This is a genomic window from Alphaproteobacteria bacterium, assembly GCA_040218575.1.
Lineage (GTDB): Bacteria > Pseudomonadota > Alphaproteobacteria > JAVJRE01 > JAVJRE01 > JAVJRE01.
The window spans coordinates 131,798-157,457 of sequence record JAVJRE010000005.1 but is presented as its reverse complement, the minus strand read 5'-3'; the positions used below and the strand labels follow the sequence as shown (position 1 = coordinate 157,457).

The 25,660-nt window shown below is 66.3% G+C and carries 28 protein-coding genes; 7 read left to right on the top strand and 21 right to left on the bottom strand.

Annotated elements, in window-relative coordinates; translation table 11 throughout:
- Nucleotides 1–2: 2 nt before the first annotated feature.
- The 9 genes from RIE31_06735 to lgt all read right to left on the bottom strand — a co-directional run bounded on the left by RIE31_06735 (nt 3) and on the right by lgt (nt 7,975).
- A complete protein-coding gene (locus tag RIE31_06735; GenBank protein ID MEQ8640282.1) occupies nt 3–677 on the bottom strand; it encodes a dienelactone hydrolase family protein in 675 nt (224 codons plus the stop codon).
- 59 nt (nt 678–736) lie between these two features.
- The gene (gene ychF, locus RIE31_06730; GenBank protein MEQ8640281.1) at nt 737–1,837 is read right to left on the bottom strand and encodes a redox-regulated ATPase YchF; all 1,101 of its coding nucleotides are present in this window, start codon (nt 1,835–1,837) and stop codon (nt 737–739) included.
- Nucleotides 1,827–2,441, bottom strand: coding sequence for an aminoacyl-tRNA hydrolase (gene pth, locus RIE31_06725; GenBank protein MEQ8640280.1), 615 nt, complete (start codon nt 2,439–2,441; stop codon nt 1,827–1,829). The genes ychF and pth overlap by 11 nt, the downstream gene beginning before the upstream one ends.
- 95 nt (nt 2,442–2,536) lie before the next feature.
- Entirely contained in the window at nt 2,537–3,202 is a 666-nt protein-coding gene (locus RIE31_06720; protein ID MEQ8640279.1) for a 50S ribosomal protein L25/general stress protein Ctc, read from the bottom strand.
- 29 nt (nt 3,203–3,231) lie between these two features.
- Nucleotides 3,232–4,164 (bottom strand): ribose-phosphate pyrophosphokinase, encoded by a 933-nt coding sequence (locus RIE31_06715; protein MEQ8640278.1) that lies wholly within the window; start codon nt 4,162–4,164, stop codon nt 3,232–3,234.
- A 129-nt stretch (nt 4,165–4,293) separates the two neighbouring features.
- Nucleotides 4,294–5,124: a hypothetical protein gene (locus tag RIE31_06710; GenBank protein MEQ8640277.1), complete on the bottom strand. Its 831-nt coding sequence runs from the start codon at nt 5,122–5,124 to the stop codon at nt 4,294–4,296.
- A 41-nt stretch (nt 5,125–5,165) separates the two neighbouring features.
- On the bottom strand, nt 5,166–5,957 hold the full coding sequence (gene pgeF, locus RIE31_06705; GenBank protein MEQ8640276.1) for a peptidoglycan editing factor PgeF: 792 nt from the start codon (nt 5,955–5,957) through the stop codon (nt 5,166–5,168).
- Between the two features lie 23 nt (nt 5,958–5,980).
- Nucleotides 5,981–7,153, bottom strand: coding sequence for an SAM-dependent methyltransferase (locus RIE31_06700; protein MEQ8640275.1), 1,173 nt, complete (start codon nt 7,151–7,153; stop codon nt 5,981–5,983).
- On the bottom strand, nt 7,154–7,975 hold the full coding sequence (lgt, locus tag RIE31_06695) for a prolipoprotein diacylglyceryl transferase (GenBank protein MEQ8640274.1): 822 nt from the start codon (nt 7,973–7,975) through the stop codon (nt 7,154–7,156). It abuts the gene before it with no gap.
- 149 nt (nt 7,976–8,124) lie between these two features.
- Here lgt and RIE31_06690 point away from each other — a divergent pair, with 149 nt between their 5' ends.
- The 5 genes from RIE31_06690 to RIE31_06670 all read left to right on the top strand — a co-directional run bounded on the left by RIE31_06690 (nt 8,125) and on the right by RIE31_06670 (nt 11,302).
- Nucleotides 8,125–8,619 carry an accessory factor UbiK family protein gene (locus RIE31_06690; GenBank protein MEQ8640273.1) on the top strand — a complete coding sequence of 165 codons (495 nt, stop codon included), beginning with the start codon at nt 8,125–8,127 and terminating at the stop codon, nt 8,617–8,619.
- Nucleotides 8,620–8,835: 216 nt separating this feature from the next.
- Entirely contained in the window at nt 8,836–9,336 is a 501-nt protein-coding gene (locus tag RIE31_06685; protein MEQ8640272.1) for a YbjN domain-containing protein, read from the top strand.
- Between the two features lie 8 nt (nt 9,337–9,344).
- On the top strand, nt 9,345–10,181 hold the full coding sequence (proC, locus tag RIE31_06680) for a pyrroline-5-carboxylate reductase (GenBank protein ID MEQ8640271.1): 837 nt from the start codon (nt 9,345–9,347) through the stop codon (nt 10,179–10,181).
- 60 nt (nt 10,182–10,241) lie between these two features.
- Nucleotides 10,242–10,907 carry a hypothetical protein gene (locus tag RIE31_06675; GenBank protein ID MEQ8640270.1) on the top strand — a complete coding sequence of 222 codons (666 nt, stop codon included), beginning with the start codon at nt 10,242–10,244 and terminating at the stop codon, nt 10,905–10,907.
- Nucleotides 10,904–11,302: a tRNA-binding protein gene (locus tag RIE31_06670; protein MEQ8640269.1), complete on the top strand. Its 399-nt coding sequence runs from the start codon at nt 10,904–10,906 to the stop codon at nt 11,300–11,302. The genes RIE31_06675 and RIE31_06670 overlap by 4 nt, the downstream gene beginning before the upstream one ends.
- 26 nt (nt 11,303–11,328) lie before the next feature.
- Here the strand turns inward: RIE31_06670 and RIE31_06665 are convergent, their stop codons facing one another.
- Nucleotides 11,329–12,699 (bottom strand): ATP-binding protein, encoded by a 1,371-nt coding sequence (locus RIE31_06665; GenBank protein ID MEQ8640268.1) that lies wholly within the window; start codon nt 12,697–12,699, stop codon nt 11,329–11,331.
- On the bottom strand, nt 12,687–13,397 hold the full coding sequence (locus RIE31_06660; protein ID MEQ8640267.1) for a response regulator: 711 nt from the start codon (nt 13,395–13,397) through the stop codon (nt 12,687–12,689). The genes RIE31_06665 and RIE31_06660 overlap by 13 nt, the downstream gene beginning before the upstream one ends.
- A 182-nt stretch (nt 13,398–13,579) precedes the next feature.
- Between RIE31_06660 and RIE31_06655 the strand changes: the two genes are divergently transcribed.
- Nucleotides 13,580–14,482, top strand: coding sequence for a branched-chain amino acid aminotransferase (locus RIE31_06655; GenBank protein MEQ8640266.1), 903 nt, complete (start codon nt 13,580–13,582; stop codon nt 14,480–14,482).
- A 24-nt stretch (nt 14,483–14,506) separates the two neighbouring features.
- On the opposite strand, the gene RIE31_06650 is transcribed toward RIE31_06655, so the two are convergent.
- The 10 genes from RIE31_06650 to uvrB all read right to left on the bottom strand — a co-directional run bounded on the left by RIE31_06650 (nt 14,507) and on the right by uvrB (nt 24,498).
- Nucleotides 14,507–14,725: a hypothetical protein gene (locus RIE31_06650; GenBank protein ID MEQ8640265.1), complete on the bottom strand. Its 219-nt coding sequence runs from the start codon at nt 14,723–14,725 to the stop codon at nt 14,507–14,509.
- Nucleotides 14,726–14,752: 27 nt separating this feature from the next.
- Nucleotides 14,753–15,229: a molybdenum cofactor biosynthesis protein MoaE gene (locus RIE31_06645; protein MEQ8640264.1), complete on the bottom strand. Its 477-nt coding sequence runs from the start codon at nt 15,227–15,229 to the stop codon at nt 14,753–14,755.
- 3 nt (nt 15,230–15,232) lie between these two features.
- Nucleotides 15,233–15,487: a molybdopterin converting factor subunit 1 gene (gene moaD / locus RIE31_06640; GenBank protein MEQ8640263.1), complete on the bottom strand. Its 255-nt coding sequence runs from the start codon at nt 15,485–15,487 to the stop codon at nt 15,233–15,235.
- A complete protein-coding gene (locus RIE31_06635; protein MEQ8640262.1) occupies nt 15,484–16,785 on the bottom strand; it encodes a molybdopterin molybdotransferase MoeA in 1,302 nt (433 codons plus the stop codon). The genes moaD and RIE31_06635 overlap by 4 nt, the downstream gene beginning before the upstream one ends.
- A gap of 9 nt (nt 16,786–16,794) precedes the next feature.
- A complete protein-coding gene (mobB, locus tag RIE31_06630) occupies nt 16,795–17,298 on the bottom strand; it encodes a molybdopterin-guanine dinucleotide biosynthesis protein B (protein ID MEQ8640261.1) in 504 nt (167 codons plus the stop codon).
- Nucleotides 17,295–17,891 carry a CDP-diacylglycerol--glycerol-3-phosphate 3-phosphatidyltransferase gene (gene pgsA, locus RIE31_06625; GenBank protein ID MEQ8640260.1) on the bottom strand — a complete coding sequence of 199 codons (597 nt, stop codon included), beginning with the start codon at nt 17,889–17,891 and terminating at the stop codon, nt 17,295–17,297. Before pgsA ends, mobB begins: the two co-directional genes overlap by 4 nt.
- A gap of 30 nt (nt 17,892–17,921) precedes the next feature.
- Entirely contained in the window at nt 17,922–19,958 is a 2,037-nt protein-coding gene (uvrC, locus tag RIE31_06620; GenBank protein ID MEQ8640259.1) for an excinuclease ABC subunit UvrC, read from the bottom strand.
- Nucleotides 19,959–20,445: 487 nt separating this feature from the next.
- Nucleotides 20,446–21,222 (bottom strand): SDR family oxidoreductase, encoded by a 777-nt coding sequence (locus tag RIE31_06615; GenBank protein MEQ8640258.1) that lies wholly within the window; start codon nt 21,220–21,222, stop codon nt 20,446–20,448.
- A gap of 36 nt (nt 21,223–21,258) precedes the next feature.
- Entirely contained in the window at nt 21,259–22,206 is a 948-nt protein-coding gene (locus tag RIE31_06610) for a calcium/sodium antiporter (GenBank protein MEQ8640257.1), read from the bottom strand.
- A 111-nt stretch (nt 22,207–22,317) separates the two neighbouring features.
- The gene (gene uvrB / locus RIE31_06605; protein MEQ8640256.1) at nt 22,318–24,498 is read right to left on the bottom strand and encodes an excinuclease ABC subunit UvrB; all 2,181 of its coding nucleotides are present in this window, start codon (nt 24,496–24,498) and stop codon (nt 22,318–22,320) included.
- Nucleotides 24,499–24,635: 137 nt separating this feature from the next.
- Here uvrB and RIE31_06600 point away from each other — a divergent pair, with 137 nt between their 5' ends.
- Nucleotides 24,636–25,556, top strand: coding sequence for a phytanoyl-CoA dioxygenase family protein (locus tag RIE31_06600; GenBank protein ID MEQ8640255.1), 921 nt, complete (start codon nt 24,636–24,638; stop codon nt 25,554–25,556).
- The last annotated feature ends 104 nt before the right edge of the window (nt 25,557–25,660 follow it).

Here is a 25,660-nt window from a genome sequence, read left to right as displayed (position 1 = left end):
GCTTAGACGGAGAGCGTCTCGTCGAAAAACGCGACCGTGCGCTGGCGGGCCAACGCCGCCGACTCCGCATGATAGCTGGCCCGGTGGTCACAACCGAAGCCGTGGCCGGCTTTGTCGTAAATATGGACCGGCACGTGCGGATGGGCGGCGGCGACCTGACGGACGCCCTCCAGCGGGATGCCGCTGTCCAGAGCGCCGAAATGCAGCATGACCGGGCAGCCGGGCTGTTCGTCTCTGGCATCGGCGACCCCGCCACCGTAGTAGCCGACCGCCGCAGCCACCCCTGACAGGCGGGTCGCCGCCAGCCAGGCAAGCGTTCCACCCCAGCAATAGCCGACAACGCCCACTTTGCCGCCGGCCGCCGCTTCGTTGACGGCGGCCTGAGTGTCGGCCAGGGCCTGGTCAGTCGGCACCGCTCGCATCAGGCTGCGCGCCTTGTCCATGTCGGCACCGTCATAGCCAAGCTCGACGCCGCGCTCGGCCCGGTCGAACAGGGCGGGTGCTATGGCCAGATAACCGTCGGCGGCAAAGCCGTCCGCCACTTCGCGGATATGGCTGTTAACGCCGAAGACCTCCTGCACCACCACGATCGCGCCTTTGGGCGCACCGGTTGGCTTGGCGCGCCATGCTGCAAAAGTGTGGCCGTCGGCCGCTTTCAGCTCGATCCACTCACCCATGATGAGACTCCCGCATGGTTGTCGCCCGACGGGCCGGGCCAGAACTGGCCGACCATCCTTCAGACATTGAAGCGGAACAGCATGACATCGCCGTCGCTCACTACATAGTCCTTGCCTTCCTGCCGCAGTTTGCCAGCATCGCGCGCGCCCTGCTCGCCACCGCAGGCGATATAGTCATCAAAGGCGATGGTTTCGGCCCGGATAAAGCCGCGCTCGAAATCGTTGTGTATGGCGCCGGCCGCTTGCGGTGCGCGGGCGCCGCGGTGGATGGTCCAGGCGCGGGACTCTTTAGGGCCGGCGGTAAAGAAAGTAATCAGGTCCAGCAGGTCATAGCCGGCACGGACAACCCGGGCGAGTCCGGTTTCCGTAAGGCCCAGTTCGGCCAGGAAGGCGGCGCGTTCCTCGCTGTCGGCAAGCTGCGCGATCTCCGCTTCAATGGCCGCCGAGACGACCACGGAGGCGGCACCCTCCGTTGCCGCATACTCTGCGACTCTGGTCGACAGGGCATTGCCGTCGGCGGCTGACGCCTCGTCTACATTGCAGACATAGAGAACCGGTTTGGCGGTCACCAACTGCAATCTGGCCAGCACGGCGCGGCCATCCTCGTCCAGATCAAGCGCGCGGGCCGGGCGGCCGTCCTGCAACAACGCCATGGCCGCATCGCACATGGCCATCTCCTCACGCGCCTCCCGCTCCCCGCTGCGCACCCGCCGCACGAGCCCGTCGCGCCGTCGTTCCAGGCTGGCCAGATCGGCCAGCATCAGTTCGGTATTGACGATCTCCGCATCGCGCACCGGGTCAACGCCGCCCTCCACATGGGTGACATTATCGTCGTCGAAACAGCGCAGCACATGAGCGATGGCATCCACCTCGCGGATATGCCCGAGGAACTGATTGCCGAGGCCCTCACCGCGGCTGGCGCCACGCACCAGTCCGGCAATATCGACGAACTCCAGAAACGTGGGCACGATCCGCGCCGATTTTGCGAGAGCGGCGATTTTTTCGAGCCGCGGCTCGGGCACGGTGACGCGGCCGGTATTGGGCTCCACCGTGCAGAAGGGATAGTTGGCCGCTTCCGCCCGCGCCGTTTCGGTCAGCGCATTGAACAGCGTTGACTTGCCCACATTGGGCAGCCCGACAATGCCGCAATTAAATCCCATCGTTCGGATCCTCGCCGTTGCCGGCCAGCGGCGCTGGCGGCGGCGCGTTCTGGGCCAGCCGCGTCATGTAGGCGTTCTCATCGCCGTCCAGCAGCAAGGGCAGGGCGTCCGCTGCCTCGTCCAGCAGCGGCGCCAGCCAGTCCAGGTCGGCACGGGAGAAAGAGCGCAACACATATGACAGAACCGCCTCCCTCTCGCCCGGATGCCCGATCCCCAGGCGAACCCGCAGATAGTCGCGGCCGATGTGGGAATCGATATTGCGCAGTCCGTTGTGGCCGGCCGCGCCGCCGTTGCGTTTGACCCGTACCTTGCCCGGCCGCAGGTCCAGCTCGTCATGAATGACGATCACGTCTGTCGCCTCCAGCCTGTAGAAGGCGAGGGCCTTCACCACGGCGTTGCCGGACAGGTTCATGTAGGTTGTTGGCTTGAGAAGAAGGATGCGATGGTCGCCGATGCGACCTTCCGCCGTCTCTCCGTCGAAGCGCTTGCGAAATGGCCCCAGGCCATGCCGCCGGGCAATGACGTCCACAGCCATGAAGCCGATGTTGTGGCGGTCGCCGGCGTGCTCGGGCCCGGGGTTACCCAGTCCGACGATAAGACGCATGACGGCCTCTCTGTCTCGCTGGCCACCGTGTCGGGTTGCCGCCGCAGGTATCCGCCACCAACGGGCGACGGACGCCAGGTGCCGCAGCCGGCTGGCTAGTCGTCGGATTCGGAGTCCTTGTCGTCACCGTCGGTCTTGTCCTCGGCGTCTTCACCCTCGTCCGCGCCTTCACCCTCTTCCGCCTCTTCGCGCATCACGGTCGGGGCGGCAATGGTGGCGATGGTGAAATCGCGGTCGGTGATCTCCGGCCGCGCGCCTTCCGGCAAGGTGACGCTGCTGATATGGACGCTGTCGCCGATGTCTAGGCCGGCCAGATCTATGACCAGCTCGTGCGGCAGATTGCCGGCCGACGCCACAATGGCGACCTCGTGCCGGACAATGTTGAGAACGCCACCACGGGTCAGGCCAATGGACTCATCTTCATTGATGAAGTGGACCGGCACCTGGACGGTAATCCGGGTGTTCGCGCCGACCCGCAGGAAATCCGCATGAATGGGCTGATCATTGACCGGATCAAGTTGCACATCGCGCGGCACAACCTGCACCTTCTGGGCGCCCAGGCTGATCTCGAACAGGGTCGAGAAGAATCCCGGCTGATGCATCGCCTTGAACAGCGCAACCGAGTCCAGGGAGATATTCTCTACCAGCTTGTTGTCACCATAGACGATGGCTGGCACGCGTCCGCCTCTACGGACGGCTCTGGCGCCGCCCTTTCCGGTGCGCTCACGCGGCTCTGCCGCGAGACCCACTAGTTCTGCCATTCCTCTTACTCCCTCTGGCCCCGATGGCCTTAGTCAAACAGGCTCGACACCGAGCTCTCATCACTGATCCGCTGGATCGCCTCGCCCAGCAGGGGGGCGACCGTCAACTGACGGATCTTCGAAACATCCCGCACCGCCGGCGAGGCCATGATGCTGTCGGTAATCACCAGCTCTTCCAGGGGCGAGCCCGTGACACGACTTACCGCGTCCCCGCTCAGGACGCCATGGGTGATATAGGCGGAAACCGCCGTGGCGCCTGCGCTATGCAGCGCTACGGCGGCATTGCACAGGGTGCCGGCGGAATCGACAATATCATCCACCAGAATACAGCGGCGGCCCGCGACATCACCGATGATGTTCATGACCTGGCTTTCACCGGCCTGCGGGCGACGCTTGTCGATGATGGCGAGGTCGGCGTCAAGCCGTTCTGCCATGCCCCGGGCGCGCACTACACCGCCGACGTCGGGCGAAACGATGACCAGATTGTCACCATTGTGGCGGTCGTGGATGTCTTTCAGGAAGACTGGCTGGGCATAGAGGTTGTCCACCGGGATATCAAAAAAGCCTTGAATCTGGCCGGCATGAAGGTCGAGGGTCAGCACCCGATGGGCCCCGGCAACAGTCAGCAGATTGGCCACCAGTTTGGCGGATATGGGGGTGCGCGGACCGGTTTTCCGATCCTGGCGGCCATAGCCGTAATAGGGCAGGACGGCCGTGATGCGGCGCGCCGAACCGCGCTTGAGGGCGTCGATGGTGACCAACAGCTCCATCAGATGGTCGTTGGCCGGGAACGACGTGGATTGCATGGTGAACATATCCTGTCCCCGCACATTTTCCTGCACCTCGACAAACACCTCGAGGTCGGAAAACCGGCGCACGCTTGCCTTGGTCAGCGGGACACCGAGATAAGCCGCAATCGCCTCGGCAAGGGGCCGGTTGCTGTTACAGGTCAGGATCTTCATGGGGCGCCGGACTTGGGGCCGGCGCGGCCGTGCCGCCGCCAGCATTTTGGGAGGCCGGACTTTACCAGCAGGCTGGCCCGGCCGCAACGTGGCTTTTTCTCAAGAAATGGCGGATTTCCGCGCTATACTTCAGGAATCCGATTGCGCGGTGCGGCGCGCCAGATCCGCCAGGCCGGTGATCGCGGCGCTGGCCACCAGCGGCGCAATTTCCGCCCACACGGCCGCCGTCTGGCCGGCCGCAACGGTATTGGCCTGGCGAATGCGTCCGACCTCGCCGCTCGCACCGACCACGACCCATTCGATGGTGATCAGGTCCCCGCTGTCGGTGGTCGTGATGCCGGCCAGCGGCGTGATGGTCAGGCTGGCTTGCAACGGGTTGGCTGCCAGACGCAGGCCGGTGTCCTCGGCCGGCGCGCCGGCCACTGCGGCGCGCAGCGCCCGGGCCAGCGCCAGGCTGCTGGCACTGTCGCCGCCGTCGATCCAGATATGGTGGATGGTGGGCGCTGTCGGTTCGGCCGGCCGAAGGGCGCTGTCCAACGCTGCCACCACGTCCTGCGCCAGCCGTTGCATGAGGGACGGGTCGCCCTGCCGCCATGCGGTGGCTGGCTGCTCCTGGACCTGGGCGAAGGCGGCCCGCGTGTGCCCGTCAGCCGCCAGCAGGTCCCACTCCAGGTGCAGTGTGACCAATCCCTCGCCACTCGCCACGGCCATGGCGCTACCACTGAGAAACAGGCTCTGGCTGTTGCCGGAACCGGCCGCGGCCGGAATATTGGCGTCCTGCAGGGCGGCGATGACTGCCCGCCGCAGGGCGTCCGGGGCCGCCTCCACCGGCAGCACGATAACCCCGGCGGCGTCCTCCACTGTCAGCAGCGGATTGCTTGCCGCCGGATTGGCCGAGCGATGGGCGAAGGGCTGCGGCAGGGGCTGGCACGCCGCCAGCCCGGCCAGCAGTGCCGCCATCACCAGACCACAGGGCCAGGTCCGTCGCCGGCGCCGGGTTGTCATTCGTCGGCGAGGGCGATGGCCGACAGCAGGCGGCCATAGTCCGGCTCGCCGGCCAGCCTGCCGCGCCGGTAGCTGAAAAACCGATGCTCGTCGGCGCAGGTGTCGTTGCCGGTTGCGCTGACCGCCGCCAGGCCGAGTGCCGACAGGCGCTGGCAGAGATAGCCCGGCAGATCGAACAGCCAGTGACCCGCCCGTCGGGCCGGGCGGAAGAAAGCCGCCGCATCGGCCTGGCGGGCGAGGAAGGGCGCGGGGAATTCCGGGCCGACTTCGTAACTGTCAGGGCCGATGCACGGGCCGACCACAGCGATAATGCGCTCGTGGCGGGCGCCGGCGCGGACCATGGCGGCGACGGTCGCTTCGGCGATGCCGCCAAGAGCGCCCCGCCAGCCGGCATGGCAGGCGCCGATGACCCGGGCGTCTCCATCCGCCAGAAGGATCGGTCCGCAGTCGGCGGCCAGCACACCCAGCGCCAGGCCGGGCTGCCGGGTGACCAGGCCGTCGGCGCGTGGCGGGCCGGCCGCGGGCCATGGCCGGTCGACGCTAATCACCTCGCAGCTGTGTATCTGGTAGAGGGTCAGAAGATGGTCCGGGGCGACGGCAAGACTATGGGCGACGCGGCGGCGGTTCTCCTGCACATCATCGGGCGCGTCCCGTGATCCCGGCCCGCAGTTGAGCGAGGCATAAAGACCGCGCGAGGCGCCGCCGTGCCGCGTGAAGAAGCCATGACGCACCCCGGCCACGCGCGCCAGGGCCGGTGCGGTCAGGGGGGTGGGGCCGGTTTCGCTCACGGTTGGATCCGTCTGCCGTGTTTTCAGGTGTCGAAGCCGGGCGGCACCGCCAGGCCCGGTCCGGCTATTGCCAGGACTTTGAACAGGTCGCCCATTTGGCCGGCGGCGGTCAAGCGTGCCGCGGCGCCGATAGTGGCCGCGACCTGCGCCGGTGCCGCCTGCGCCAGTTGGCGGGCCCGCTCTTCAATGCCGAGCTGGTTGAGGAAGCGGCCCTGGCTCTGTGGTCCCCAGGTCTGCGCGCCGGCCGCCGCGGCGGCACGGGCCAGCGCCGAAAAATCCACATGCGCCGACAGATCGGCTTCGCCAGGTCGGGCCAGAATCGGCTCATGACGGTGCCGGCGTATGGCCGACAAGGTGGCGCCCAAGGCGGCGCCGGATGATTCGCCGTCCCGTTCATCTTCGCCATAGCCGTAGTCGACAAGCAGCGCTACGCCGCCGCCAGCAGGGTCGGTCAGACGCTGGGCGATATGCGCCACCAGGGCGCTGCCGGCCACCGGCACCTCAACAATACTGCCGACCGGCAATGCCCGCTGCCGCTCTGTTAGGGTGCCGGCAAGAAGGGATTCGCGCGCCGCCGGGGCACAGACCAGCCGGCCGGCGCCATCGAGCGCCACCAGCATCTCCGACCAGCCCGACCCGCCATCGTCGCGACGGACCAGTTGGCGAACCGGCAGGGCGTCGAAGAACTCATTGGCCAGGAGGATCATCGGCCCGTCAGGCAGTGTGGAAACATCGCTGTGCCAGACCGGCGTCCCGTCGGCCAAGGCGTCAGCCTGGCGGGCCCGCAGGGACTGGCTGCTTTCCACCAGATGGAGACGAAGGGCCGCGTGCCAGTGCCGCGCCCGGCGTGTGGCGCGCAACGCGTCCACCAACAGGGTGGCGCGGCCGGGGCCCAGCTCCACCAGCAGGACCGGGTCGGGCCGGCCCATGCGGTTCCACATCTCAAGACACCAAAGACCGATCAGCTCGCCGAACATCTGGCTTATGTCCGGCGCCGTGATGAAGTCGCCGGCCGCCCCGAAGGGTTCGTTGCGGCGGTAATAGCCGTACTCGGAATGGCCCAGACACACCGCCATATAGTCGGCCAGGGTCATGGGCCCGTCGCGGGCTATGCGCCGCGCCAGGATAGCGGCAAGCGGCGTCGGCGCCCTACTGATCGGCTCGTCGTCCGGCACGGGCGGCGCGGTGGCGGACACTCAGGACCGGCCGGTTGTGCCGGCCGGGGTCTGTCGCCGTCGCACGGCCCAGGCGATCAGCGCGACGCCGCCCACAATCATCGGCAGAGACAGCACCTGACCCATGGTGGCGCCAGCGGCGAGGAAGCCGATATGGGCGTCCGGCTCGCGGAACATCTCGGCGACAAACCGCGTCACGCCATAGCCGGCAACAAACACGCCGGTCACCGCGCCCGGGCGGCGGCCCAGCGGGGTGTGGCGAAGAAGCACATAGAGCACAGCGAACAGAAACGCGCCTTCCAGCAGCGCCTCGTAGATCTGGCTCGGATGGCGTGGCCATGGTCCGCCACCGGGAAAAACCACGGCCCATGGCGCATCGCTCAGTCGGCCGAACAATTCGCCATTGACGAAATTGGCGATGCGTCCGAAGAACAGACCGATGGGGGCGGCGGCGGCGATGGCATCGGCCAGAGGCAGCACGGGAATGTGTCGTTTACGGGCGAACAGCCACAGCGCCACCACAACCCCGACGGCGCCCCCATGGAACGACATGCCACCTTGCCAGACGAACAGGATCCGCAGTGGCTCGGCCAGGTAGAACCCTGGCTGATAGAACAGGACATAGCCGAGCCGACCGCCCAGCACCACGCCGATCAGGGCCCACATCAGGAAATCGTCGACCTGGACGGGCGTTATGGCGTGACGGGCTTCGCGCAGCATCCAGCGCGCATAGCGCCATCCCAGCAACAGGCCCGCAACATAGGCCAGGGCATACCAACGGATGGCGAAGGGGCCGAACTCCACCAGGACAGGATCAATGGCCGGAAATGCGATGGCGAGCATGCTTGCCCTGACGGTGGGTGATGGCGGGGTCGGAGCCAGCCAGTCTAGCGGTGTTTTAGCGAAGGCTCCATTGCCTGCCGGCGGCACGGCGTTGCTGCTGGTCGGCAGCGACGGCATAATCAGGTCTCACCGGCCGACGGGGAAACGCCATGCAGAGCGAGAAGAAAATCCTGGATGACCTGGCCCGAATGGCCAATGCCGTGTTGGGCACGGTCATGGGCGCGCGCGAAGAATTGAGCGTACAGATTCGCCAGCGCATAGAACGCGTCCTCACCGAGCTTGATCTGGTGCCGCGTGACGAGTTCGATGCCGCCCGTGACATGGCGGCCCGCGCCCGCACCGAGAACGAGGCCCTGGCCGCCCGCATTGCCGCGCTGGAAGCCGCCATGAAGGCTGCCGGCATGGCGGTCAGCAAGGCTCCGGCCCGCAGCGCTGGCGCGGCCGTGACCAAAGGCAAGAGGGCCACGGCGCAGAGGAGCCCGGCAAAGGCCCCCACGGCGAAGCGGAAGACCGCGCGAAAAAGCAAGACCAAGGTCAAAGCCGGGTCGAAAACGGGCAGTCGGTCGGCGGCGGCCAAGTCCACCCGCAAGGCCGCGTCAAAGACCGCGCCGCGCGCCGGACGACGCACCGCAGGGCGCGGTTAACGCCACCGGCCAGTCCATCGGCCAGTCCATCGGCCAATCCACCGGCCAATCGCGACGGGCCGGGGTGCATTGGTCTCTGCATGGACTCTTGCGAGCGGATTCCGCATCTGTCACCCTACGGGTCGTATACGGGGCGGACGTGAACACCAGATGATGTGGTGACCGCCACATATTGGGGTTTGGTTCGGCCAACAACCAAACGGGTGGGGGATGTTCATGGCGACCGGCATGGAATTCGTGGAGTCCGCTGCCAACCCCCTGGATGTGGTGGAAGAGATCGTCAGCGCCAATGGCTGGCCCTTTGATCGCGCCACGTCGCAGGAACTGTATGCGGAGATGACCGGTGACTGGTGCGGCTATCGTCTGTGCTTCACCTGGACCGCTGAAATGCATGTTCTGCACGTTGCCTGCACCTTCGATATGAAGGTGCCGGCGACGCGCCGTACAGAGGTCAACAGCCTGCTGGCCCTGGCCAACGAACGACTCTGGCTCGGCCATTTCGAGGTGGATTCCGACGATGGTGTGCCGGCCTTTCGTCACGCCATTCTGCTGCGTGGCATGTCCGGCCCGCGCGTCGAACAGCTCGAGGATCTGGTGGACATCGCCGTCACGACCAGCGAGCGGTTCTACCCCGCCTTTCAATACGTGATCTGGGGTGGCCATGGCGCTGAGGAGTCTATCGCCGCCGCTGTCCTGGAGACCGTAGGCGAGGCCTGAACCCGGTCATGTCCTTGTCGCCCGACGGCGCCGTGCTGCTGGTGGGTGGCGGCCGCATGGGTGGGGCGCTGGCCGCTGGCTGGCTGGCCCGCGGCATGGCGCCAGCCGAGGTCAGCATCATCGAACCCGACGACAAGGTTGCCGCGGCGCTGGTTGCCCGCCTGTCGGTCCGTCGCATCAGGGAGGTGTCGGCGTGGCCCGACGCCCGCCCGCCGGCGGTCGTCCTGTTCGCGATCAAGCCACAGACCATGGATGCGGTGGTGCCTGACTACCGACGCTTTGTCGGGCCGGACACCTTGTTCCTGTCCATCGCCGCCGGCCGCACGCTGGGTGGTCTCACTGCGCTTCTGGCGCCGGCCGATGCGCCGCTGCGCCTGGTGCGGGCCATGCCCAACACGCCCGCCGCGGTAGGTCGCGGCATGACCGTGCTGTGCGCCGGCGCCGGGCTGGATACGGCCGGCCGTGACCTGGCGACGGGGCTGATGGCGGCGGTGGGGGATACCGCCTGGGTGGCGGACGAATCCCTGATGGATGCGGTGACCGCCGTCAGCGGCAGTGGACCGGCCTATGTTTTTCTACTGGCGGAGGCGCTGGCCGAAGCCGGCATCGCCGCCGGCCTGGATGCGGACCTGGCCCGCCGGCTGGCGCGGCAGACCGTCACCGGGGCGGGAGAGCTGATGTATCGGGCTGAAGAGACGCCGGCCGACCTGCGCGCCGCGGTGACCAGCCCCGGCGGCACCACGGCGGCGGCGCTGCAGGTGTTGATGGGACCTGATGGCTGGCAGGACGCGCTGACCCGGGCGGTGGCGGCGGCGACCCAGCGGTCGCGGCAGTTGGCCGGCTGACCTTCTGACCCGTCCCTCCGCCCGGCTCCCCGGCGCCCGGCTGCGTGCTAGGATGTCACCATGAGTGACATGAGTGACACGGCTGACACAACCCGGACCGAATCCATCGCCGGCGCGGCGCTGGATCTGGCGGCGCGGCACGGCTGGCGCAACGTGACCCTGGGCATGATCGCCCGTCAATGCGGCGTTCCGCTGGTCGACCTGTCGCCGGACCTGACGGGTCGGCAGGCGGTCTACACCGCGCTCGCTGACGCTCTGGTGCGGCGCGCGCTGCAGGATAATGAGGCGCTGGGTGGCGACGAGTCAGCGCGTGACCGTCTCTTTGCCATGATCATGGCATCCTTCGATCTGCTGGCGGCACATCGCGCCGGCGCGCTGGACGTCCTGGCCGCCATGCGGCGCGATCCGGCCCGGCTGGCCTGGGGTTGGCGCCGTCTGGTGGATGCCGCGCGTCGTATTCTGCGGGCGGCAGCACCGGCGGAGCCCGACGGTCACGCTGGCCAGGCCCGGCCGTGTGCCGGTGTATGCGATGGCCTCGGCGCGCGGGTGATCGCCGGTGTGTGGCTGGCTGGCTTGCGTGCCTGGAAGGACGAGGACTCGCCCGACATGCCAGCCACCATGGCGGCGTTGGACCGGGCCCTGGACCGGGCCTATGGCTTGCGGACCGCCATCGCTGATCCGAGGGCCGCTGTCGGGCGTTTTCGCGACCAGATTCGTGGCTCATGACGGATACGCCAGACGCACCGGATGCAGCGGGCGCTCCGGTTAAGCCAACTCTCCGGCCCGCGCCGGTCACTATCGACGATTTTCTGCGTCTGGATATCCGTGTCGGTACGATTGTGGCGGTGGATCCGTTTCCCCAGGCGCGGCAACCGGCGTGGCGGCTGGAGATTGATTTCGGACCGGCCATCGGCCGCCGCCGCTCGTCCGCCCGGCTGACGGCGCTTTACGGGCGCGAGGATCTGCTGGACCGTCAGGTGGCGGCCGTGGTGAATCTGCCGCCACGCCGTATCGGCCCTTTTGACAGTGAGGTTCTGGTGCTGGGCTTTCCCGATGACGGGGGCCGCGTGGTCCTGATTAGCCCGGAGCGGCCCGTGCCTGATGGCGGTCGACTGTACTGATGCCGGGCGACAGCGGGCACGGGGTTTTATTCGGGTAACTGCACCACGGCGCCCAGCCCGCCCAGCGGGCTGTCCTCCAGATGCACGTCGCCACCGTGGCCGCGCGCAATATCACGGGCAATGGCCAGGCCCAGCCCGGCGCCGCCGGTATCCACGTTGCGGGAAGGATCGAACCGCAGGAACGGCCGAAAGGCCAGTTCCCGCTTGTCGGGCGGAATCCCCGGGCCATCGTCATCGATGCGGATCTCCACGCCGTTGGCGACGCGGCGCGCGGTAATCAGCACCTGGTCGGCATGCCGCACGGCATTGCCCACCAGATTGCCAAGGCAGCGGGCCAGTGCCTGTGGCCGCACCGGCAGCCGCAGATCGTCCGGCGCATCGATCCGGATCCGGGCCTCACCCGCCCGGCGGAATCCGGCCACCACCTCTTCCAGGTGCTGGCGCAGGTCGACCTCGCGAGTGGCCTCGCCGCCTTCGCCCCTGGCAAAATCCAGATAGCTCTGCAGCATGGTTTCCATTTCCGCCACATCGGCCTCAAGGCCGTGGGCGACCTCCTTATCCGGCAGCATAGCCAGTTGCAGCCGCATGCGTGTCAGCGGTGTGCGCATGTCGTGCGATACGCCGGTCAACATGTCTGTGCGCTGATGGAGTTGGCGGGCGATGCGTTCCCGCATGCGGACAAAGGCGGTTGCCGCCTGGCGCACCTCCTGCGCGCCGGCAACATGGAACGGTCCGCTGTCCCGCCCCTTGCCGAACGCGTCGGCGGCCAGCGCCAACCGACGGATCGGCCGCACCTGGTTGCGCATGAATACGGTGGCGATGGCGAACAGCACCAGCGAGGTGCCCACCATCCACAAAAGAAAGACCGTGGTGGTACCGCTGAACAGGCGTTCGCGGGTGGTGTCGATTTCCAGGATCCCGGCGGTCAACTGCACCTGAATATGAATCTCATTGCTTTCGGCCAGCACCTGAAAGCGCACCGGCCGCCGGACCCGGTTGGCCAGCGCGTCGTCAAACAACTGGGCGAAGCGTGCCGACGGTGGATCGGCCGCCGCATTAGGCAGAATGGCATCGCGTTGCAGGCCCACCGTCATGCGCAAATGCCCGGCCCGGCTGGCGATTTCGGCCATAGCGGCGGCGGAAGAGTCGTCTTCCGCCATGGCCACCAGCAAGGCGATCTCGCCGGCCAGACCGTCGGCCAGGCGGCGGGTGACGGTGTCCCACGGCCGGTCGAAGAAAATAAAGGCCGATACCACCTGCAGCAGAATCAGGGGAATCACCAGGATCAGCAGCGAACGGCCGAGCAGGCTGTTCGGTAATACGGCTTTCAGCGACCAGGGCCGCCGGGTCTCGGCCCCCGCCGCTGACGGTTGCCGGTCGCGGTTCAGTCCGTCCACAGGACATAACCATGACCGCGAACCGTCTTCAGATAGCGCGGTAGTCGGGGATCGCGTTCGATCTTGCGCCGCAGGCGGGTGACCTGCACATCCACCGCGCGGTCACTGCCGCCGATGCCGCAGTCGTGCTGCAGCCGCTCGCGATCCACGGTCTGTCCCGGATGCGCCGCCAGGACCGCCAGCATAACAGCCTCGGTTTCGGTCAGGCCAATCAGAGAATCGCCCTGCCGCAATTCGCGACGGTCAGGATCGAACACCATGGCGCCCAGGCGGATAAGCCGGCGCGGCTCACTGGGCGGCCCGGCGCGGCGCAGGATTGTGCGCAAACGCAGGATGAGTTCGCGTGGCTCGAACGGCTTGGTCAGATAGTCGTCGGCGCCGAACTCCAATCCCTGGATGCGATCAGACGGTTCGCCCATGGCGGTTAGCATGAGGATCGGTATGGCCGACTCGGTGCGCAGGCCCCTGGCCAGGTCGAGTCCGGACTCGCCCGGCAGCATGAGGTCCAGAACGATCAGATCGAACTCCATATTGCCGATGGCCGCCCGTGCCTCCTCGGCGTCGGCCGCCACCGACACACGAAAGCCATTGTCGCTCAGATACTGACGCAGCAAGTCGCGCAGGCGGGCATCATCATCCACCACCAGAATATGCGACTGGGCCGGCTTCTGCGGCGCGGTTGCCGGTGGTCTGGTCATGGCTCCACGCCTCCGCTGGCTGTATGGTCCGGGGCCGGGTCTGCCGGCCGTGGCCAGGGTTTCCGGTTTGTGCGGGAAATTGCTAGCTTGCGGTGAATCATACGCTTGGCAGGCGGCGGAAAACAGGGACTTATATCCCGCAATGGCGCTGATACGGCTGCAGGCGGCGGAGACGGAGCATCATGGCGATTATTCCTTTTGACGACCGCGATGGGGTCATCTGGTTCGATGGCGAGCTGCGCCCCTGGCGTGAGGCCAGGGTCCATGTGCTCAGCCACGGTCTGCACTATGCCAGTTGTGTCTTTGAGGGTGAGCGCTCCTACGGTGGACGCATCTTCAAATGCGACGAGCACACTGACCGCCTGTTTCATTCGGCCAGTGTGCTGGGCTTCGATATTCCGTACGACAAATCGGTGATCACTGCGGCCAAGTATCAGGTGTTGCAGGAGATGGGGATCGCCGACGGTTATGTCCGGCCGGTCGCCTGGCGTGGCAGCGAGATGATGGCGGTTTCGGCCCAGCAGACGCGCATTCACGTAGCCATCGCCGCCTGGGAATGGCCATCATACTTCAGCCCCGAAGCGCGCCTGAAGGGCATCCGCGTACAGACCGCGAAGTGGCGGCGGCCGGCCCCCGACACGGCGCCGACCAACAGTAAGGCGGCCGGCCTCTATATGATCTGCACCCTGTCCAAACACGAGGCAGAGCGCAACGGTTTCCAGGATGCGCTGATGCTGGACTGGCGCGGACGCATTGCCGAACTGACCGGCGCCAACATCTTTTTTGTCAAGGATGGTGTGATCCACACGCCCGAACCGGATTGCTTTCTTGACGGCATCACCCGTCGCACCGCCATCGAACTGGCGCGGGCGCAGGGCATGACCATTGTCGAGCGCGCCATCATGCCGGATGAGCTGGCGGATTTTGACGAGGTATTCGTCACCGGTACGGCGGTGGAAGTGACGCCCATCGCGGGAATCGATGATCGTGCCTATGCGGTCGGTCCCGTCACCCGTGCCCTGGTGGCGGCCTATGACGCCCTGGTTGTGGCCCATCGCGGCGGGGCTGCCAACGCCGCCGAATAAGCCTCCGCCGCCGTGGCCGGCCGGTTATGGCTGCAGGCCATAGCCGCGCGGGCCGTCTTCACCACGCAGGCCATAGGTCCGTTCAAAGGTGCGGATTTCATCGTTGAGGCATTTGTTGAAGGCCGGCGTTTCCGGGGTTATGCCGCGGGCGGCGCAGGCTTCATGGAAGCGATCACCGGTCGTGCAGGCGGCAAGGGTCACGGCGGTCAGCGCGAATGCGAGTGCGAGCCGGCGACGGCCCATGGGACACATCTCCTGTGCTGGCCCGCCTCAGACGGCCCCGGTCGTTGCTTCCTTCTGCCAGCGGGCGGCGGCGTCTTCATCATCCTGGCGGGCTTCGACCCAGCGTGTACCGGAGGCGGTCTCTTCCGCTTTCCAGAACGGCGCCCGGGTTTTGAGCCAGTCCATCAAAAAGCTGCACGACTCAAATGCCGCTTGTCGATGGGCCGATGCGGTGACGACGATCACGATCCGTTCACCGGGCGTGAGACGGCCAACCCGGTGGATGATCAGAACCTCATCCAATGGCCAGCGCCGCCGCGCTTCCGCTTCGATGGCGTTCAGCAGCCGTTCGGTCATGCCCGGATAGTGTTGTAGGGTCAGGGCGCGAATGGCCTGGGGGTCGCCCTTATCCGCCGCGCGGACCACACCGACGAAACTGACGATACCGCCGGTGCGGCCTGATGTGGCGCCGACGCGGTCAATTTCCGCACCGACGTCGAAGTCCTCGCTCTGCACGCGGATCATGGATCAGCCGCCGGTCATGGGCGGAAAGAACGCGACCTCGTCGCCGGCTGACAGTTTGTCCTCGGGTGCGGCAAAGACCTGGTTGACGGCGGCGCGAATGGCGTCCCGCTGGGCAAAGGCGGCAGCATGGCCGGGGCTGCGTTGACAAAGGCTGTCAATCAGCGCCTCTACGGTCACAACACCGTCCGGCAGCTCGATGGATTCCTCAGCCTGGCCAATGCGGTCGCGCAGCCAGGCAAAATACAAAACTGTAATCATGTGAGCTCGCCATAAGAATAAAAGGTGACCAGGTCGCCCGGCGTTACTTGGGTGGTGTCCTCCGGCAATTCAACCAGACCGTCGGCTGCCGCCAGGGACGATAGAATACCAGCGCCGTCGCTGGCGAATCGCTCGGCCGCCATCTGGTCGCCGGGACCTTTCACCAGACGGACGCGAACCCACTCCCGCCGTCCCGCTTTCTTGGCCATGGCAAATCCGGCACTGACGCCTTGCGGGTTGGGGATGGTGTCGGTTGCCCCGGCCAGCCGCAGCAAGGCCGGCCGCGCCAGCCGCATGAAGGTCACGCCGACCGCCACCGGATTTCCCGGAAGGCCAATGAATACAAGGGGTTCGCCGCCGGCCGCCGCTGCCGGATTGGCCTTGTGCCGATCAACCGCGCCCATCGCCACGGGCCGCCCGGGCTTTATGGCCAGGCGCCAGAAATCCAGACGCCCCACCGCCGCCACGGCGGCGCGCATATGGTCTTCCTCGCCGACGCTCATACCGCCGGAGGTGATCACCACATCGGCGGCGTCCGGGCCGTGCGCCGCCCGGGCCAGGGCCTCGCTGATCGCTGCGGTGGTGTCGGGCAGGATTCCAAGGTCGAGAGTGTCCATGGCAAGCCCGTCCAGCAGGGCCACAAGCATGTATCGGTTGGCATCATAGATGGCGTCATGCGGCGCAACAGCGCCGGGCTCATGGACTTCATCACCGGTGGACAGGACCGCGACGCGCAGGCGGCGGCGGACCGCAACCTCGGCCAGCCCCTGGGCCGCCAACAGGCCGATATCGGCGGGCCGCAAACGTCGTCCGGCGGTGATCAGCACCTGCCCGGCCATAACGTCCTCGCCGGCCTGTCGCCGGTTGGCGCCGACGCGAATGCCCGGGCTGACGGTGACCGTGTCGTTGGTTTGCACACAATCTTCCTGCATCAGGATGGTGTCGGCGCCGGCCGGCATCACGGCGCCGGTGAAGATACGCACCGCCTGCCCTGCCTGGAGATGACCGGGCCAGGGGTGGCCGGCAGTGGCGCGGCCGACCACGGTCAGTGTGCTGGCGGTATCGGTGCGCAGATCCGCATGGCGCACGGCATAGCCGTCAACCGCCGAATTGTCGGTTGGCGGCACACTGCGTGTGGCCATTACATCATTGGCCAGAATGCGGCCGGCCGCTCGGGACAGGGCGCAAGGTTCGTCGGGTACCACTGGCTTGAGCCGTTGGTGCAGAATGGTCAGCGCCTGGTCCAGGGACAGCAGTGCCGTGCCGGGATCAAAGCAATCGTCGCTCAGTTGCGCCATGGACCGGGCTTAGTCCGGCTTCAGATGGCAGTGGGCCACGATGAAATCGGCGATGGCCGCAATGTTGTTCACGTCCAGCCGCGGCCGGTCCAGGTCCGGCAAGGGCACGTCGCTGGCGACGGCGACAACATGCGGGTCGTCCGGCCACAGACACGCACTTCCATTGTCCTTGCGGTGCACTTCCAGCTTGTCGTGGGGATGCTTCTTGAACCCCTCCACCAGCACCAGGTCCACCTCCGCCATCTGTTTCAGGGCCTGATCGAAGTCGGGCTCGGGCTCGTCACGCAGTTCATGCATCAGGGCCCAGCGTTTGCCAGATACGATCATCACCTGCCGCGCGCCGGCGACACGGTGTTCATAGGAGTCCTTGCCTGGCGTATCCACGTCAAAGTTGTGATGGGCATGTTTGCAGGTGGACACCGTCAGGCCACGGCGGGTCAGCTCTGGAATCAGCCGCACCAGAAGGGTGGTCTTGCCGCTGCCGCTCCAGCCGGCGATGCCAAAAACCTTCATTCCGCCGCCGTGTCCTGTTTGGTCGGATGTGCCGCCGGCCCGTTCAGCACATCGCCAAGATGCGCCCGGAAATAGTCGAGACCGGTTATCACCGAGAGGATCGCCGCCAGCCACAGGCTGGCCTCCCCCAGCCACTGGGTATTGGGCAGGGGGTCGCCGTGACCGCCCAGAATCAACAGGCCCAGAGCCACCATCTGCACGGCGGTTTTCCACTTGGCCAGGCGGCTCACCGGCAGCGCTCGCCGGGCCCCGGCCAGGAACTCCCGCAGGCCGGAGATGACAATCTCACGCAGGGTGATGACGAACGCGGCGATAAGCGTCCAGCCGTCGATGCGATCAAGCGCCACCAAAGCGAGGATGACGCTGGCCACCAGAATCTTGTCGGCAACCGGATCGAGGAAAGTGCCAAAGGGGGAAAGCTGGCCTCGGCTGCGTGCCAGATGACCATCGAGATAATCCGTCAGTGCGGCCAGAATAAAAACTGTCAGCGCGGTCCATGATGCGCTTGATCCCGGCAGGAACAGGGCGACCATTACCACTGGCACGGCGAACAGCCGTGACCAGGTCAGAATGTTGGGAAGGTTCAGAGGCATCGCAAACGGGCCGCGAAAAGGATCGGCAGTCTAACCTTCGGCGCGAAAATAGCCATAGAGTTTCTCCGCGGCGGCCCGGCTGATTCCGGGTACTGTCTGCAGATCCGCAATGCCGGCGCGGCTGACCGCCTGGGCAGAGCCGAAGCGATGCAGAAGCGCCCGTTTGCGAGCGGGGCCGATGCCCGGCACATCGTCCAGCGGAGAGCGTGACAAGGCCCGGCTGCGGCGTGCCCGGTGGCCGCCGATGGCGAAGCGATGGGCTTCATCGCGCAGACGTTGCAGGTAATACAAGACCGGATCGTTTGGCGGCAGCCGTCGCGGCGACTGCCCCGGCAGATGAAAGACTTCGCGGCCGGCATCACGGTCCGGCCCCTTGGCAATGGCCATCAGCGCGATGCCGGTAATGCCCAGATCGCTCAATACGGACAGCGCCGCGGACAGATGCCCCGCCCCACCGTCAATCAGCACCAGGTCCGGCCACTGACCGGACGTGCGCTCCGGGTCCTCCTTAAGGGCGCGGCTGAAACGGCGGGTCAGAACCTCGCGCATCATGGCGAAATCGTCGCTCGCCGCCGCCTGGCGGATGTTGAAACGGCGATAGGCCGCCTTGATCGGTCCGTCGGGTCCGGCAACCACCATGCCGCCCACCGGATTAGTGCCGGAGACGTGGCTGTTGTCATAGACCTCGATCCGCTGTGGCGGACCGGCCAGGGAGAAGCGTTCGGCCAGCTGGCCCAGCAGCGCCGTCTGGCTGGCGGAATCGGACATCCTGCGGCCGGCCGCTTCGCGGGCATTGTCCAGGGCGTGGTCGACGGCCTTGCGGCGGGCGCCGCGTTGTGGCGCCGTCAGACGGACCCGGCGGCCGGCGCGCACCGACAGCGCCTCCGCCAGCAGGGCGCCCTCTGGCAAGGGCTCGCTGACCAGAATCTCGGCCGGCGGCGTTTTGTTGTCATAGAACTGGGCGATGAAGGCGGCCATGACATCGGCCGTCGCCATGCTCCGGTCATGTCGCGGGAAATAGGCCCTGTTGCCGTAATTGCTGCCGCCGCGGAAGAAGAATATCTGAATACAGATCTGGCCGCCTTCGGCCGCCGCTGCAACGACGTCCGCCTCACCCAGCAGGTCGAGATTGATGTCCTGGCGGGCCTGCACCTGGCTCAACGCCCGGATGCGGTCACGGCACAGCGCCGCTGTCTCGAAGTCCATCTGCTGACTGGCGGTCTCCATGTCACGCGCCAGTTCGCCCTGCACGGTGGCGCTGCGGCCGCCAAGGAAGGCACGGGCCTGATCCACCAGACGGCCATAGGCGGCCTCGTCCACATGACCGACGCACGGCGCGCTGCAGCGCTTGAGTTGGTATTTCAGGCAGGGGCGGGTGCGGTTGGCGAACATGGCATCGGAGCATGTGCGCAGCAGAAAGGCGCGTTCCAACGCATTGAGGGTGCGGTTGACCGCACCGGCGGACGCAAAGGGTCCGAAATAGTCCCCGCTGGCGCTGCGCGCGCCGCGGTACTTGGCAAGGCGCGCGAAGCGGTGACCACCGGCGATCAAGATGTAGGGAAAAGACTTGTCATCCCGCAGCAGGACGTTGAAGCGCGGTTTCAGGCGCTTGATCAGGTTGCTTTCCAGCAACAGCGCCTCTGCTTCGGTGTGGGTGGTCACCACTTCAAGGTCCGCCGTCCGGGCGATCATCCGTTGCAACCGGGCCGGCTGGCGGACGGGCTGGGTGTAGCTGGTCACCCGTCGCCGCAGGTTGCGCGCCTTGCCGACATAGAGAACCTCGCCGGCGGCATCGAGCATACGATAGACCCCCGGCCCGTCGGGCAGGGTGCGGACCCGGCGCAGCAACGCCTCGACCCCGGCGGCCAGACCGCCGGCCTCGGTCAGGCCGGTATCATGCGTGGTTTCCGGCCCGTCTTCCTGTGGCCCGACGTCGTCGGTCGCCGCATCATCGGCTGCGGTTTCATCCGGCGGCGTCAGCAGCGGGGCGGCGTTTTCGGCCAGCCCGGTCGGCAGATCGTCGGCGATGGCGGGTGGTGATGGCGGGCGTTGGGCTTTGCTCGGCATGATCGGGGTGGGGGCAATGCGACGGCGGGGCGGTGGCGCCAAGACAGTCATACTCGCCGCGGCGACGCAATGGCAGGGCCGGGGTCCGGTGCGGTGAAGCCGGGGGACCTGTGACGCCCCCCGCACCGCGCTCCGCCACAGGCGCGGCCGTGCGCCGCGATATCCACGGATATTGTGGACAAGTATGTCGAAAAAACCTCTCGCCAAGTCGTGAGGCCGCCCAAAACCGCCTTGAAGTGCGATCTGCACAAAAAAGGGGCAGAAATAATAAGTTGCTGATATATAACGTATTTCCTGCCACGAAAGACGGTATGTCCGGCGCCACCCAGCCTGATACACGGAACCGTCGCGGTCCGGGCGGGAGGAACGGGCGTCTGTGCACAACTATAAAGGGCGGGAGCCCGTTTCGGGGCGGAAACCGGCCACTTGGACCATGGTTTTATCGTGCGGGCGCGGGCTCCGGTACCGCGGGCCGGGCCAGGTCATGTCACTGGTCCAGTGGTGCGGCCTTGCCGGGCGCCCAGTTCAGGTGCTGGCCGCCATCCAGCGCCAGCATCTGGCCGGTCAGCGACGGGCTGGACAGGATGAACAGGACCGCACGGCGGATTTCCTCCGGTGACGCCGGGCGTTGCAGCGGCTGACGGGCGGCATAGGCGGCGAACTGCTCGTCGCTCTGGTGGGGGGAGGGCAGGGTCGGCCCCGGCCCGATGCCGTTGACCCGCACTCGTGGCGCCATGGCCAGCGCCAGCGATTGGGTCAGGGCCCAAAGACCCGCCTTGGAAACGGTGTAGGACAGGAAATGAGGCGTCAGGTTCCAGACACGCTGGTCCAGCAGGTTGACGATATGGCCGTCCGCGCCATCTGGCAGCCCGGCATAGAGTGACTGGCTGAGGACGAAGGGCGCCCGCAGATTGGGCTCCATATGGGCGTCCCAGCTTTCGCGGGTGGTGCTGGCGACCGAGTCATAGTCGAAACGCGACGCATTGTTGACCAGGCAGGTATAGGCCCCCAGCTCGTCCTGCACCCGACGCGCCAGGGTCTGCACCTGATCCTCGCGGGCGAGGTCGGCGGCATAGGCCCGCGCCCGGCCGCCGGCGGTCTTGATCTGCACAACCGTTTCTTCTGCCTCGGCGGCGGAGCTGTGATAGTGGACGGCCACTGTCCATCCGGCCTCGGCCAGGCCCAACGCAATCTCGCGGCCGATCCGTCTGGCCGCGCCGGTGACCAGAGCGACGGGGGATGGTTGGTTCAGGTCTGCCGCCACGTCATGTCCCTCGCCGTGAATGTTTCGCGGCCAGTCTTATGCCGCGCCGGTGTACTGGTAGGTGGTGTAGGCGCCATAGGCCAGCAGGAACCCGATGCCCAGGCCCCGTGAAGTACGCCCGGTCAGCAGGGCGCTGCCGGCAAATACCAGAGTCACTATGAGCATCAGCCAGATGTCCAGCCCGGCAATCGAGGGTGGGATCGTTACCGGCGCGATGATCGCTACCAGACCCAGGATGAACATGATGTTGTAGGTATTGGCGCCCAGGATATTGCCCAGCGCTACTTCCGGGTCACCCCGTCGCGCCGCCACCACGGCCGTCGCCAGTTCGGGCAGGGAGGTTCCGACGGCGACTACCGTCAGACCGATGACCGCGTCCGAAACGCCCAGGATCTGCGCCATGGTGACGGCGCCATCCACCAGCAGCGGCGCGCCGATCAGGATGCCGACCAAGCCGCCCAGCAACAGGCCGCCGGCGGCCGGCAGCGAGCTCGGTCCCTTGGGCAGTTCCTCTTTGGAAATCTCCGCCGCCAGCCGCCGCTGTCGGCGGTCGCGCCGCACCGACCAAAAGGTCAGGCCGACCAGCAGAGCGATCATGCCGATCCCGTGCCAGGGGGCCAGCTTTCCGTCCAACGCTAGCGCGGCCAGCAGGAAGGCCGCGAAGATGGCCACAACGCCTTCGCGGCGCATGGTCCGGCCCTCGCAGGGGATCGGCGCGATAACCGCGGCAATGCCCAGAATCAGCAGGATGTTGGCGATGTTGCTGCCCACCACATTGCCGATGGCGACGCCGACGGCGCCGTTTCGCGCCGCCTCCAGGCTGACCACCAGTTCCGGCATGGTGGTGCCATAGGCGACGATGGTCAGACCGATGATCATCGGCGATACGTGGATACGATGGGCCAGGGCCACGGCGCCGCGCACAAGGATTTCCGCGCTGCCGATCAGCAGGACAAAACCAAGAAGGATTTGCAGGGCGAACATCAGGACGGCCTTTGCCAGTAGAGCGACAGGGGAGCGATTGGATGGTGATTTCGGTGGAAGGTCCTACCATGCGCCGTGCCTGCGGGAAACGCTGCTCTGTTCGTGGCGGGCTCAGCGTCGGCGTTGCTTGCGGCGGCGTCCCGTTGACTGCGCGCCGGCGCGGCGGTCGCCTGCGCCGTCGCTAGCCCGGCCGCCACCCCGGCCGCCAACGGAGCGACCGCTGGTCGGGTCACGGAACGCCAGGTCGGCCGCCTCCAGGCGGCGGATTTCGTCACGCAGGCGGGCCGCCTCCTCGAACTCCAGGTTGGCGGCGGCGGAACGCATGCCTTCTTCCAGCGCGGCCAGCGTCTCATCCAGGCTCTGGCCGAGCTTGATGGTTTCCTGACCGACGCCAAGATCAACCGTCACATAGTCGCGTTCGAATACGCTGCCCAGAACGTCAGAGATGGTCTTGCGCACGCTTTCCGGCGTGATGCCGTGCTTGGCGTTGTAGGCGCGCTGCCGTTGTCGTCGGCGTTCGGTTTCCTCCAGCGCCTGTTCCATGGAGCGGGTTACCGAGTCGGCGTAAAGAATGACCCGGCCATCCAGATTGCGCGCCGCCCGGCCGATGGTCTGGATGAGGGACGTGCGGCTGCGCAGATAGCCCTCCTTGTCGGCGTCGAGGATCGCCACCAGGGCGCATTCGGGAATATCCAGGCCTTCGCGCAGCAGATTGATGCCAACCAGTATGTCAAAGGCGCCGAGGCGCAGGTCGCGGATGATCTCGATTCGCTCCAGGGTCTCAACGTCGGAGTGGATATAGCGCACGCGAATGCCCGCTTCGTGCATGTACTCGGTCAGGTCTTCCGCCATGCGCTTGGTCAGGGTGGTCACCAGCGCCCGCTGCCCGTTCTGCGCCACGGCGCGGCATTCCGCCAGAAGATCGTCCACCTGGTTGGCGGTCGGCCGGATGATGCACGGCGGGTCCACCAGGCCGGTCGGCCGCACCACCTGCTCCACGAATGCGCCGCCGGTGCGGCCAAGCTCCCAGTCGCCTGGTGTGGCGGAGATGAACAGGGTCTGCGGCCGCATGCGGTCCCATTCCTCAAACTTGAGCGGGCGGTTATCGACGCATGACGGCAGGCGGAAGCCATACTCGGTCAGGGTGGATTTGCGTGCATAGTCGCCGCGGAACATGCCGCCCACCTGCGGCACGGTGATGTGGCTCTCATCCACCACCACGATGGCGTCTTCCGGCAGGTATTCGAACAGGGTCGGCGGCGGCTCGCCTGGCTTGCGGCCGGACAGATAGCGCGAGTAATTCTCAATCCCGGCGCATGACCCGGTGGCCTCGATCATTTCCATATCGAAGTTGGTGCGCTGTTCCAGCCGCTGCGCCTCCAGCAGCTTGCCGGTGGTCTGCAGTTCATCGAGACGGCCGGCCAGTTCCTTGCGGATTTCCTTCACCGCCTGATGCAAGGTCGGCCGTGGCGTCACATAGTGGCTGTTCGGGAAAACCCGGATCGATTCCAGAACCGCGGTCTTTTCGCCGGTCAGCGGGTCGAACTCGTGGATGGCCTCGATTTCCTGATCGAACAGGCTGATGCGCCAGGCACGATCCTCATAGTGGGCCGGGTAGATTTCGATGGAATCGCCGCGGGCGCGAAAGGTGCCACGGTGGAAATCGGTGTCGTTGCGCCGGTATTGCAGTTCCACCAGCCCCTTGAGCGTCTGCGCACGGTCCAGCACCTGACCGGTTTTGAACTCCATGGTCATGCGGGCATAGGTTTCCGCCGCACCGATGCCGTATATGCACGACACGCTGGCGACGATGATCACATCGTTGCGCTCCAGCAGGGCACGGGTCGCCGAATGGCGCATGCGGTCGATCTGTTCGTTGACCGAGGCTTCCTTCTCCACATAGGTGTCGGTGCGCGGCACATAGGCCTCAGGCTGGTAGTAGTCGTAGTAGGAGACGAAATACTCGACCGCATTGTCGGGAAAGAAGGACTTCATTTCCTCATAGAGCTGGGCGGCCAGGGTCTTGTTGGGGGCCAGCACCAGCAATGGCCGCCTGACCCGGGCGGCGACGTGGGCGACGGTGAAGGTCTTTCCCGACCCGGTGACCCCCAGCAGAACCTGGTCCTGTTCGCCGGCGCGCAGGCCGTTCACAAGCTGCTCTATAGCCTGCGGCTGGTCGCCGGCCGGGGAAAAATCACTGACCAGGCGAAAGGCCGCCGTACCGTCGGCGCCGCTCGGCCGGGTCGCCGGCGGATCGTTATTCTGCAGGGTTTCGCTCAGGGTTCGGCTCATGGGGGTATAGTGGGTTGGCGGCGCGTCAAAGGCCAGACATGCTGGCACAAAGACATCGTCTGCCCTTGCCCGACTGGCTAGCCGGGCGGTCTAATGAGCCGTCGCCTGTCTGGCCCGTAACACCGTGGAGATCCGCCATGACCTTGCTATCCGAAATGGCTCCTGCCGACCTGTCGCCGCCGCCGCTGCGTCGCCTGTCGGCGGATCAGATGGCGACGTGGCGGGCCGATGGCTTTCTGCGGATCCCGGCGCTGTTCAGCCAGGCGGAGATCGACATCTTTCATCGCTTCATTACCACCGAGACAGAGTTCCGCGACGGCCGTGTGGGCGTCATCAACGCCGCCGGCAAGCCGGCGGAGCTGTTTGGTTGGAGCGGCCATTCCGAAGATCTTCTCGGCACCATGACCCGTATTCGCCGGGTGGTGGATATGACCACTGATCTGCTGGGCGGCGAGGACATCTATCACTGGCACTCCAAGATATCATTCAAGGAGCCGCACAGCGAAGGCGCGTGGGACTGGCATCAGGATTATGGAAGCTGGTACCGCGAAGGCTGCCTCAGGCCGGAAATGCTTACCTGCATGATCGCCATTGACGCCACCGACCGGGACAATGGCTGCGTCAATCTGGTCCGCGGCTCGCACCTCATGGGCCGGGTGGATCATGTCCCCATCGGCCAGTCGGTCGGCACCGACCCGGAGTTTGTCGAGAAGGCGCTGGGCGATATGGAGCTGGTGGAATGCGATCTGGCGCCGGGCGACGCGGTGTTCTTTCACGGCAATACCCTGCACGCCTCCGGCGCCAATACCAGCGACCGCAACCGCACCGTGTTGCACCTGTCATACAACACCGTGCGCAACGCACCGTTTCGCGGTTTCGATGGCCACAAGTATGTGCCGCTGCAGGTGTTGGACGACGACACGATCCTCTCCGGCACCTATCGGCCGGGGGTGGATCCCGCCAATCTGTGGGGCAAGCGCTCCCGGGACTGGAAGGAAAGCCGCACCGCCCGCAACGACTATGGCTATACGGTGGCGCCGCCGCGCAAGGCTGGTTGAACGCCCCGTCGCGCCGTCGCGCCGCCGGTCCGTCCGGCCCTCGCTTGAACCTGCTGTAGGCCGGTCTTAAGGTGCCGGCGGCAGCCGCCATTTCTTTCTCAGGA